A 12,027-nucleotide genomic window follows, 5' to 3' on the forward strand; every position below is an offset into this window, starting at 1 on the left:
GACAGGGGCGTATAGACCGCTGCGCATCGCCACCAGGCAAATAACGCGCCACGGTCTTGAGGCGCACTAGTGTGGTCGGGTCCGATGGACCGCTTCAATAATGCAGCATTCCACCGCGACAGCCAGGCCAATAATGCCCCAGGTGACCGTACTTGGCCATTCCATCGCGAAGAAGCTGCGCGTAGCGGGGATGAGGATACCGCCCACTGCACATCCTGCCACTGCGGCAAGTAGCGCTAAGCGCCACGGAACAAGTGGACGGGCAGTAACCGATAGTAACCACAGGCCACCGGCCATCATTGTGAGCGTCGCAGCAGTGGCTGCTTCAACAGTGCCAATGCCAACCCACCAATACACTGCTAGCGCCACAAAGGCCATAACAGCACCTGCCGGAACAGCCAAGCGAAGCGTGCGTTGAATAAAACCTGGCCGGTAGCGCCGCGTATTAGGGCCCAACGCAATGAAAAAAGCGGGAATACCGATAGTAAGTGAGCCAATATAGGTGTAGTGGCGTGGAAGGAAAGGGAATTTCCACGCCAGCACCGCCGTAAGTATTACCAGTAGCGAAGCATAGGTGGTTTTGGCAAAAAACAGGGACGAGACCCTTTCCATATTTGCAATAATGCGCCGTCCCCTCGCCACCACGTCAGGAAGCTGAGAGAATTTGCCATCCAGCAGCACAATCTGAGCCACTGCTTTAGTGGCACGCGCTGCATTGCCCATTGCAATACCAAGATCTGCATCCTTCAATGCCAAAGCATCATTGACACCGTCACCGGTCATCGCCACGCATTTGCCGTCAGCCTGAAGAGCTTGCACCATCGCACGTTTTTGTTCAGGAGTGACACGACCGAATATGTCGTGATCCCTCACAGCAGCAGAAAACTCATCACTGAGCAGATCTTCAGGCAAAGTCCGCGCATCGCATGCCCGTGCTGGTGACCCATCTGGTGCACGCAAGCCGAGGCGGCCCGCCAAGGCTGCAACGGTGCGGGGGTTGTCGCCCGATATCACACGCACGCGAACATCTTGCTCGGCAAACCACGCCAAGGTGTCGGTCGCATCTGGTCGTAAATCTTCTTCAAGAAGAACCAGAGCAGCCGGGCGGCAGTCACGTGGCACAGTCTCGCCATCAAAAGCCGAATCGGTGTGAACGAGGGCGACGACGCGTCGGCCTTGGTCTGCCTCTGCCGATACCTGCGCAAGGACCTCCGCCTCGTCAATAAGTATTTCGGGGGCACCCAGCAGCCATGTGCCTATCTGCGGTGCCGACCACGCAGCCCACTTGCGTGCAGAGGAAAATGGCACAACCTGTGCATCCGACGAGGTCACAATGGATCCATCACCAATACCGTCGCGAATGGCCACAGCAGTGGGGTTCGCAGGGTCGTCATTCATTGTGCGCAGTACCTGCGTCACTGTTTGGGAGGTGAAGGACCCTAATGTGTCAAGGCGGGCAAGGCGGATACCACCGGTAGTGAGGGTGCCAGTTTTATCTAGGCACAGTGAATCGACGCGAGCAAGGATTTCCACAGCAGGTAATTCCTGCATCAAGACGTTTTTGCGCGCCAAGGTTGCCGATCCGATAGCGAAATTCATTGAGGTCAGCAAAACCAGGCCTTGCGGAATCATTCCAACGACCGCTGCAACGGCAAGCACCAATGCTGGCGCCCATGCCTCCACTCCTTCGCCAGTGGCGAGGCGAGCTTGAGACCACACGGTCAGCAGTACGACAGGGATAATGGCGATGGAAATAATGCGCAGTACCTTGTTGACACCCTGTTGTATTTCTGACACGGCGAGGGTAAAGGTTCGGGCCTGCCGTGCAATGCCTTGGGCATACAGTTCTTCGCCAACAGCGCGGGCATAGATCAACGCGGTACCGGCAACGACAGATGTCCCTGCCAACACCTGGTCGCCCACCTGTTTGCGCACAGGTGTGGATTCCCCCGTCAGCATGGATTCGTCGACTTCAAGGCCCGAGGCGTCCAGCACTGGGCCATCGACCGGCACTTGGTCGCCAAGGCTCAGCTCCACGAGGTCGTCCCGGACGATATCTTCAACGAGTATTTCGTGGGTGCCACTGTGTCGTCGTACGCGTGCCCGCGGGGCATCAACAATGGCAAGTGCGTCAAGGGTACGTTTCGAGCGCCACTCGGAGATGATGCCAATGGCGGCGTTGATTATCATCACGCCACCAAAGACTGCATCCTGCCAGCTACCGACGATAATCACGACGGCCATTGCAGCGATGAGTATTCCGTTAAAAAGCGTAAGAACATTGCCGCGGATAATCGAGGCGATGGATCGTGAAGAGGCAAGCTGCACGTGATTGCTGTGCCCTTGGGCGCGCCTATTGGCTACGTCAGTGTCGGTAAGTGGAGTGTATGTCGCAAAAGCGGATGTCATAGTGCCTCTGGTGTGTGGTAGCGATCCGTCACCATCGGCACTGCGACTTGCCGCTTCAGCGTGCAGCTACTGCGTCACGCCGTGATTTGGCCAAGGAAGCAACAACCGTAATGGTGATCGTGACGAGGATAAACGCCAATGAGGGGATTATGCCAATTTCAGGCGCCCAATGCATACCTTGGCCTCCGTTGATGAATGGCACAGCATTTTCGTGCATCGCATGGAGGATCAGTTTCACGCCGATGAAACCAAGGATCGCGGCCAATCCGTAGTGCAGGTAGACGAGGCGTTCAAGAAGGCCGTCAACAAGGAAGTACAGCTGACGCAGACCCAGCAGCGCGAAGGCGTTAGCAGCAAAGACCAAATACGGTTCTTGTGTGAGGCCGAAAATCGCTGGGATGGAATCGAAAGCGAACATAATGTCAGCTGATCCAAGCGCGAAGACAACCAGCAGCATTGGGGTGATATATGTTTTACCGCCGTGTCGGTGAAGGAATTTTTGTCCCATGAAGCCGTCAGTCACAGGGAAGATGCGACGCATCGTGCGCACAAAACGGTTTTCGTGGTATTCATCGTCAGCTGAGCCTGGTTCTTCTACGCCTTCTTTTGCTTGCCCCCAGGCGGTGTATAGGAGCCATGCACCAAAGAAGTAGAACAGCCATGAGAAGCGTTCGACCATGGCGGCACCCACGAGGATAAAGACCAAGCGTAGTATGAGGGCGATAATAATGCCTGATAGAAGGGCTTTTTGTTGATATTCGCGTGGCACTCTAAAGGACGCCATGATGATGATAAAGACAAAGAGGTTGTCCAGTGATAGTGCTTTTTCGGTGAGGAAGCCTGCGAAATATTCGCCTGCGTAACCTGCTCCGTAAATCAACCAAATGATGAGTCCGAACGCAAGACCAAGAACAACGTATCCTGCGGACCACCAGGCGGCTTCTTTGAGGGTGGGTGCGTGCGGCGTTCGCACGTGTCCGACAATGTCGACGGTGATAAGGATGAGTACGACGGCAGCAAGACCGAGCCAGCCAAAAGCATGAACGTCCACAGAAAGGACCTCTCGTGTATACGGGGAGTTAGTGTGAGGTCTGGTCCCACCCAGGATCGCTGGGCGACGGTACCGGGTAGTCGTACACACCTCGTAGGAGACGCGCGACCAGCCGTATTGACGGCACCGCACTTGGTGGGATTACTCCCCTCGTTTGGCCATTCTAGCGAGCAGAGTCGCAACAGTGGGGATCTGTTGGGGTGGGGATTACCACTATTGGCAGCATCGTCACCTTTCCTGATTCTCAGGGGTTTTCTGGGGACAACCCTGAGGATATCCCCGCATAGTTAGCGGGTACACTATGGCATATGACCTCAACGAATGTTCCCGGGCGCAGTATTATCTGCGCCCTCCAAGAAGCATTCTTCGGCTCCCCCACTGCCCCGTTGCAACTCAGTGCGATGCGTGGGCCGTTGATTCCCGAGGCCGTGTGCCGCGCCGCTGGTGTGACACGTTTAGCCGAACTAGGCAAGAGAGAAGTAGCACAAAAGAGTATCAGCACTCTCAGTGACACTACTGCGTTAGTAACTGATCTGCGCTTCGCGATCGAGAGTCGACAGCTTCTGTGGGTGATACCTGCCCACGAGGCCTATGAGCGCGAATGGCTCATCAGCACTTTTCCGGCACTCGCAATGCCACTCGACAACGATCAGACGGTGTGGGGCATCAATGTTTATAAGTTAACTTCACGTCTACTCGCTCAAGATCACGATATGCGCACCCACTTGTCGGGCGTTGATGTCACATCCACACCCATGAAGTTACGGGTTTTACTGCACGATCATCGTGTCCATACGCAACGGTCTTCGATGTTCACGCGAGTACTCCACGATCCGCGCACATGGGTGTACCTCGCCATATTCATATATTCAGCTCTGCGCGCACTGCCGGTAGTGTGGGTTCCCCAGTTTCATGGCAATGTCGCACTGTTGTGGACGATCGATATTGTCACTGCGATCCCCTACACGTGGGGCATACTCGCCATGTTGACGGCAACGAATACAAAGGTGCGCATACTTGGAACAGTGACGACCATCGTCACCTTCATGGCGCCGTATATCTATTTTTGGAGCTTCGGGAAAGACTATCCCCCGCTTGTCATCGGCGTCGTCACGGCAATGATTGTGGGCAGTATCGCAATCGAGGCGTCCCGTGTTATTCAGGATAAGCGACTGCAGCGCCTTTACGCCTCCGCACGATTTCCTGCGTTGATCGCCACGCACTGACCAGCATGAGCCAACCGCCACCAACCCACCACAGGATCTGCACCAGAAGCGACTGATGATCGCGGGTGGCCACAAGGATGATTGTGCCGCCAACCCACACAATCGTAGCAATGATGTTGATAGGCATGAGCAGGCCGACGACACGGAATGGGTGGACGAAGGTAATGGGTGCCAAGGTGAGGACGGCCAATACCAGGGTAACCGTGATATTGACTGCAGGGCCGGTGTGGAGCAGCCACATGATGACCGCAACAACATTCCATGCGGCAGGGAATCCCATGAAATAGTAATCGTCTGTTTTCATCGCTTTGTTGCAGTAGCAGAACATCGACGAGGTGACAATGATGACGAAAATCACCATTTCCATCCACTGAGGCCCCATAGGCACGTGTTTATAGATAAAGACAGCAGGAATAAAAGTCCACGTGAGGTAGTCGACGATCAGGTCAAGGGCAGCACCATCAAAATGTGGCGCCCATTTAGCAACGTCTGCTTTGCGTGCCAAGGTACCGTCAACGCCATCGACAATGAGGGCAACCGCAAGCCACATCCACATGGCGACGAGGTCCCCATTCATCAGAGCCAGCGTGGCCAATCCCGCCCACAGTACCCCAGTCATAGTGAAGGCGTGGACGAGCCATGCAGCAGTTTTGTGGCGGAGAATGCATCGGCGAGGTAATGCTGACGATGTGGCGGACACAGGGATTCCTTTGACAGGCGTAGATTACCAGACAATCTTAACCGGTGCGTCCCCTATTTTCCTCATGTACCGGCAGGTCACAGATAGATTAGTTCGCCGCCTTCATCTGCCGCAGTTCTTTTTTGAGTTCCGCTACCTCGTCACGCAAACGCGCGGCCAGTTCAAAATCAAGTTTTTGTGCTGCCGCCATCATCTGTTCTGACAATTCCTCAATTAATTCGACGAGTTCACCTTGGGCCAGTGCAGCCAATTCTGCGCGACGCGCCGTGCTCTGAGTCGCCACCGGGCCTTCCTTACGGTACCCGCCAGCGAGTAAGGTCTGAGTATCGATGTGTTCGCGTGCCAACATGTCGGTAACATCAGCGATCTTCTTACGCAAGGGTGCTGGGTCAATCCCATGTTCTTCATTAAAGGCTATCTGCATGTCGCGACGCCGCTGCGTTTCAGTGATTGCGGCCCGCATTGAGTCGGTAATGGTATCGGCGTACATATGCACCTCACCTGAAACATTACGCGCAGCACGTCCAATAGTTTGGATCAGTGAACGTGTAGAGCGCAGGAAACCTTCTTTGTCGGCATCAAGGATCGATACAAGGGACACTTCTGGCAGGTCGAGGCCCTCGCGAAGAAGGTTGATGCCGATCAGAACGTCAAAGGCACCTTGGCGTAGTTCTCTCAGTAATTCGACGCGCCGCAAGGTGTCGACATCAGAATGAAGATACTCAACTCGAACACCTCGTTCAGCCATATAGGTTGTCAGTTCCTCCGCCATTTTCTTTGTCAGAGTCGTCACGAGGACACGTTCGTTACGGTCAGCGCGTACACGCACCTGTTCGAGGAGATCATCCACCTGCCCCTTTGTGGGTTTCACAATAACCTTGGGATCAACCAGACCAGTTGGGCGAATAATCTGCTCCACCACACCATCGGATTTCCCGAGCTCATAGGGACCAGGTGTGGCGGAAAGGTAAACCGTTTGTCCGATCCTTTCGATGAATTCGTCCCATTTCAAGGGTCGGTTATCAAGTGCTGACGGCAATCGGAATCCGTGGTCAACCAAGGTACGTTTGCGGGAAGAATCCCCTTCAAACATCGCACCGATTTGCGGCACGGTGACGTGTGATTCGTCAATAACGAGCAGAAAATCTTCAGGGAAATAGTCCAGGAGCGTATGCGGTGGGGTACCTTCGTCGCGACCGTCAATATGTCGTGAGTAATTTTCCACTCCGGCACACGAGCCGATCTCCTTGAGCATCTCCAAATCGAAGGTGGTGCGCATACGCAGTCGCTGTGCTTCAAGGAGTTTGCCGCGAGATTCAAACCATTCGAGGCGCTGCTCCAGTTCCGCTTCAATCGAGGCGATGGCTCGTTTCATCCGCTCTTCACCAGCAACGTAATGCGACGCGGGGAAAAGATAGACATGGTCCGTCTCTGAAATAACATCCCCCGTGAGCGGATGAAGGAGCGCGAGGGCTTCGATCTCGTCACCGAAGAATTCGATACGTACGGCAAGTTCTTCATAGACGGGAATAATTTCGACGGTATCGCCCCGCACCCGGAAGGTGCCTCGACTAAAGGCCAAATCATTGCGCGTATATTGCATCGACACAAAGGCGCGTAGTAACGCATCGCGGTCGATGATCATGCCGCGTTCAATTTCCACCATACGCGCCACGTATTCTTCTGGGGTACCCAGGCCGTAGATACAGGACACCGAGGCGACCACCACCGTATCTCGGCGTGTCAGCAGTGAATTCGTGGCACTGTGCCGTAAGCGTTCTACCTCGTCATTAATGGAGGAGTCTTTTTCGATATAGGTGTCAGTTTGGGGCACATAGGCTTCAGGCTGGTAGTAGTCGTAGTACGACACGAAATATTCGACAGCGTTATGTGGCAGTAATTCCCTGAATTCTGCAGCCATCTGAGCTGCCAGTGTCTTATTGGGTTCCATAATGAGAGCTGGGCGTTGAAGCTCTTCAATAAGCCATGCGGTAGTCGCCGATTTCCCGGTCCCTGTTGCGCCAAGTAGTACGACGTCGGTTTCACCGTCACGAATACGGGCCGCTAATTCACGGATCGCTTTTGGCTGATCTCCTGAAGGCGAATATTGGGAAACGACGTCGAAAGGGTGTTCGGCACGAAGGATACGCTGTGTCACCCTTTAACGGTAGCGTGTTATCGGTTCGTGCGGCGACTCAAAGACTACGGCACAGTCCAAGAAACATCTGCTATAGGTCGATCCCATCTGCCGTCAAATTTTGGACCATCTGATGTGCCTGTACGTGCGTATGAGGACGAGGAAGCATTGACATAATCGCCCCGCCACGCGCTGTTCAAAGGAGGCACGCGGCACTGTTTTTGCCCCGCTACTTCGAGGACAATGCCTGTGATTCACAGCCTCGCCATGCCTATACTGCGGCAGCGCACTAAAATATTTCACCCAAGAAAAGGACGCTGTGGCGGGGCACAATAGTACCCAAGAAGGACAGGCAGATTCCCCTATCACGTGGGGTGCAGCGTAGAAAGGACAAAAATGACGCAGGCGGCCCCATGGTGGAAGACCTCAACGGTGTACCAGATCTATCCACGTTCCTTCCAGGATTCCAACGGCGACGGTGTTGGCGATGTGGCTGGTATCACGCGCCGTATCGGCTACCTCAAGGAATTAGGGATCGATATTGTGTGGCTCTCCCCCGTCTTCGCGTCCCCCATGGTTGACAATGGGTATGACATTAGCGATTACGAGGCCATCGACCCCCTCTTCGGGTCAAACGACGATATGGACGAACTCATTGCAGCAGCCTCCAAGGTCGGCATCCGCATTATTTTGGACCTCGTTGTCAACCACACATCCAATCAGCATCCATGGTTTATTGAATCGCTGGACCCAAGGAGCCCAAAACGGGACTGGTACATTTGGCGCGCACCCCGGGCGGGCGCCTCGGCACGCGATGTCGAACCTGGGCAGTGGCGAGGCGACGAACCTAATAGGTGGGTCAGCGCATTTTCCGGACCTGTGTGGACCTGGCATCCGCAGTCAGGTCAGTACTATCTGCATTTTTTTGCCCCTGAGCAACCGGATCTGAATTGGGAAAATCCGAGGCTGCGTGCCGAAATCTACGCAATGATGCGACGGTGGCTTGAGCGCGGCATCTCCGGCTTCCGGATGGATGTCATTAACTGCATTTCTAAACCTGCCACACTGTGTGATGACACCGACGGCGGCATCGATCGCGCTTTCTTTGGGCCACGCTTCCACGAATGGATGCAGGAGATGCGCCGCGAAGTCTTCGATTACTATCCCGATCGGGTCTTTTTCACCGTCGGGGAAACCCCAGGAGCCACCCTTGCCGATGCGCAGCTGAGCACCGATCCGCGCCGTAAAGAACTCGACATGATCTTCCAATTTGAGCATATGGAGTTCGATGCCACGCACGGCGACAAATTCACACCCTGCGCATTACCATTGGCGCAGATGAAAAAGAGTTTAGCCCGATGGAGCAACGGCTTATACGGATGCGGCTGGAATAGCCTCTACTTGTCAAACCATGATCGCCCTCGAACAGTATCACGCTTCGGTTCTCCTGAGTTATTCCGCTATCAGTCAGCGACTGCGTGGGCAGGTATGCTTCACGCCCACCAGGGCACGCCCTTTGTGTATCAGGGGGAAGAACTTGGTATGGCAAATTACCCCTGGTCCGATATTACACAATTCAATGATGTTGAAACTCGTGGGTTGTGGCGTGATCGGGTCGAATTCGGTGATGCGGATGCACAAACACTATGGGAAGGTATCCTTCACGCAAGCCGGGATAACGCCCGCACCCCCATGCAATGGGATGACACCCCTCACGCAGGTTTCACTACGGGCACACCATGGCTGCCTGTGAATCCTGACTATATTCAGGTCAACGCCAAGGCCCAACAAGATGATGCCTCGTCAATCTTCGCATTCTACCGACGACTCATTGCGCTACGAAAAGAGCTTCCAATCATCATTGATGGCACCGTTGATCTACTGGCTCCCGACCACACCCAACTGTGGCATATTCGGCGCCGGATCAGCGGGCAGGTACTTGAAGCGGTGGCGAATATGTCCGACACCCCGTTGGATTACGCTGTGCCCGAAGGCAATATCGTGATCGCAAACTATCCGCCGTCTTTGCGACGCAGTGATCGTCTCCAGCCGTGGGAACTGCGGTGGGTACTTACCCAGGCATAATCCAGGTGCGAATGACCGCTGATACCAACCCAGCAAGCTCTGTTTCACTGCCTGCATTGTGAATCCAGATATGTGCCACGCGGCGTCGATCTGCTAGGCTTGCCTGCGCGTGGATACGTTGTAGGGCCTGAGCGCGGTCAATGCCGCGCCTTGCAAGGCGCCTGATTCGTTGTTCTATGGGTGCATCAACAATGATGACAAGATCGAATTGGTCAGCCATGTGTTGTTCAACAAGAAGCGGAACATCATAGAGGGCAATACCCCCTACGGGTGCCGTATTCAGTATCGCTTCAGCACGCTGCCCGATCAGCGGGTGAGTAATCGCTTCAAGAGTGGCGCGCGCGTTGGGGTCACTAAAGACAAGCGAGGCGAGGCGCCGCCGGTCTAGTGCACCGTCGTCAGTAAGGATGTTCCGGCCGAAGGCTTCGACTATTGCAGCAAGTCCCACGCTTCCTGCGGCTACCACCTCACGGGCAAGCTCATCGGCATCAGCAATAATGGCTCCTGTTTGCTCAAAAACCTGTGCCACCGTCGTCTTTCCAGCACCAATACCACCGCTAAGTCCGATACGTAACGCTCGATCAGACGGCCAGGTAAATGATCGCAGGCAGCGTGCACTGGCCAAGCCATTATGAAGTGTCGTCATTACCCCACCTTATGTTGCGACCACATCAGGTGACACTGTAGTACAACGCTTGCTTCGAGCGAGCATAGGCACCAACGCAGACGAATCAGCGAGGGAACTCTTGGACCGTCCACCCGTTATGCGAAGCACCTGACAGACTGTACATCACCATTGACGAAGCCTTTTTGGCTCCTGGGCACTCGCCCACCGTTGCCGACGATCACCGTCACTACTAATCAGGTACCTTTAGCCAGTGGCATAACAGCCCCCTATGCGAAGTGCCCGACTGCCAATTGACAGTCGGGCACTTGCGTGAGTACACAAATACTCAGTTAGAGGTCAGCTTTTCACGCAGCGCAGCAAGAGCCTCGTCAGAGGCGAGGGTGCCGCTGGTGTCCACCGGTGTGGAGTAGGATGCCTGCTCTTCAACGGATGTGGCTGCTTCAGAATCTTCTTCCTGTGCACGCACAACCTGAGCTTTATGGGCTTCCCAACGTGCCTGAGCTTCAGCGTATTGCGCTTCCCACGCCTCACGCTGAGCTTCGAAGCCTTCCATCCATTCCTGGGTTTCTGGATCGAAGCCTTCGGGGTACTTGTAGTTGCCGTCTTCGTCGTATTCTGCGGCCATGCCGTACAGCGAAGGATCAAATTCGTCGGCGACCGGGTCCACGCCCTCGTTAGCTTGCTTGAGCGACAGCGAGATACGGCGACGTTCAAGATCAATGTCGATGACCTTGACGAAGACGTCGCTGCCAACCTTCACGACCTGTTCAGGCAGTTCGACGTGACGTTGAGCGAGTTCGGAAATGTGGACAAGACCTTCGATTCCGTCTTCAACGCGCACGAAAGCACCGAAGGGAACGAGTTTGGTGACCTTACCGGGCACAACCTGGCCGATGGCGTGTGTGCGGGCGAAGGTCTGCCATGGGTCTTCCTGGGTTGCTTTCAGTGACAGGGATACGCGTTCGCGATCCATGTCGACGTCAAGAACCTCAACGGTGACTTCCTGGCCAACTTCGACGACCTCTGAGGGGTGGTCGATATGCTTCCATGACAGTTCGGAAACGTGAACGAGGCCGTCCACGCCGCCAAGGTCAACGAATGCACCAAAGTTCACGATGGAGGACACATTACCCTTACGGACCTGGCCCTTACCCAAGGTGTGGAGGAAGTTGGTGCGAACTTCAGACTGTGTTTGTTCGAGCCATGCGCGACGGGACAGGACCACGTTGTTGCGGTTCTTGTCCAGTTCGATGATCTTGGCTTCAAGTTCACGGCCAATGTAGGGCTGGAGGTCGCGGACGCGACGCATCTCCACCAGGGACGCAGGGAGGAAGCCACGCAGGCCGATGTCGATAATGAGACCGCCCTTGACGACCTCGATAACCGTACCGGTGACGACGCCTTCTTCTTCCTTGATCTTTTCGATCTGGCCCCATGCGCGTTCGTATTGTGCGCGCTTCTTGGACAGGAGCAGGCGGCCTTCCTTGTCTTCCTTCTGGAGGACAAGAGCCTCAATCTGGTCACCGACCGCAACAACATCATCTGGGTTGACGTCGTGCTTGATGGAAAGCTCACGAGAGAGGATAACGCCCTCTGTCTTGTAGCCAATGTCGAGGAGGACCTCATCGTGGTCGACCTTGACGACAGTGCCCTCGACGATGTCGCCATCGTTGAAGTACTTGATGGTTTCGTCGATAGCGGCGAGCAGGTCCTCTGTGGACCCGATGTCGTTGACCGCAACCTGCGGCGTATTGGTGGTCATGTAGTCGTGTTCTCCGGAACGGAATGGAT

The 12,027-nt window shown here is 54.9% G+C and carries 8 protein-coding genes; 2 read left to right on the forward strand and 6 right to left on the reverse strand.

Features of this window, described 5'->3' with window-relative positions:
- Nucleotides 1–66: 66 nt before the first annotated feature.
- On the reverse strand, nt 67–2,409 hold the full coding sequence (locus G438_RS11700) for an HAD-IC family P-type ATPase (RefSeq protein WP_034285779.1): 2,343 nt from the start codon (nt 2,407–2,409) through the stop codon (nt 67–69).
- A gap of 55 nt (nt 2,410–2,464) precedes the next feature.
- A complete protein-coding gene (locus tag G438_RS0109625; protein ID WP_026461135.1) occupies nt 2,465–3,460 on the reverse strand; it encodes a TerC family protein in 996 nt (331 codons plus the stop codon).
- Between the two features lie 308 nt (nt 3,461–3,768).
- Here G438_RS0109625 and G438_RS0109630 point away from each other — a divergent pair, with 308 nt between their 5' ends.
- Complete coding sequence (locus tag G438_RS0109630; RefSeq protein ID WP_026461136.1) at nt 3,769–4,686, forward strand: hypothetical protein; 918 nt, start codon at nt 3,769–3,771, stop codon at nt 4,684–4,686.
- Here the strand turns inward: G438_RS0109630 and G438_RS11705 are convergent.
- Both G438_RS11705 and uvrB read right to left on the reverse strand, forming a co-directional pair.
- Nucleotides 4,616–5,386, reverse strand: a complete 771-nt coding sequence (locus G438_RS11705; RefSeq protein WP_240471055.1) for a CDP-alcohol phosphatidyltransferase family protein — start codon at nt 5,384–5,386, stop codon at nt 4,616–4,618. The genes G438_RS0109630 and G438_RS11705 overlap by 71 nt on opposite strands.
- Before the next feature lie 88 nt (nt 5,387–5,474).
- Complete coding sequence (gene uvrB, locus G438_RS0109640) at nt 5,475–7,544, reverse strand: excinuclease ABC subunit UvrB (RefSeq protein ID WP_026461137.1); 2,070 nt, start codon at nt 7,542–7,544, stop codon at nt 5,475–5,477.
- Nucleotides 7,545–7,919: 375 nt separating this feature from the next.
- On the opposite strand from uvrB, the gene G438_RS11710 reads away from it, so the two are divergent.
- Complete coding sequence (locus tag G438_RS11710; protein WP_034285784.1) at nt 7,920–9,608, forward strand: alpha-glucosidase; 1,689 nt, start codon at nt 7,920–7,922, stop codon at nt 9,606–9,608.
- Here the strand turns inward: G438_RS11710 and coaE are convergent.
- Nucleotides 9,595–10,254: a dephospho-CoA kinase gene (coaE, locus tag G438_RS0109650; RefSeq protein ID WP_026461138.1), complete on the reverse strand. Its 660-nt coding sequence runs from the start codon at nt 10,252–10,254 to the stop codon at nt 9,595–9,597. The two genes, G438_RS11710 and coaE, sit on opposite strands and share 14 nt — an antisense overlap.
- 307 nt (nt 10,255–10,561) lie before the next feature.
- Entirely contained in the window at nt 10,562–11,998 is a 1,437-nt protein-coding gene (gene rpsA, locus G438_RS0109655) for a 30S ribosomal protein S1 (protein ID WP_026461139.1), read from the reverse strand.
- Nucleotides 11,999–12,027: the final 29 nt, after the last annotated feature.

This window comes from Schaalia suimastitidis DSM 15538 (assembly GCF_000429105.1).
GTDB classification, from domain to species: domain Bacteria; phylum Actinomycetota; class Actinomycetes; order Actinomycetales; family Actinomycetaceae; genus Pauljensenia; species Pauljensenia suimastitidis.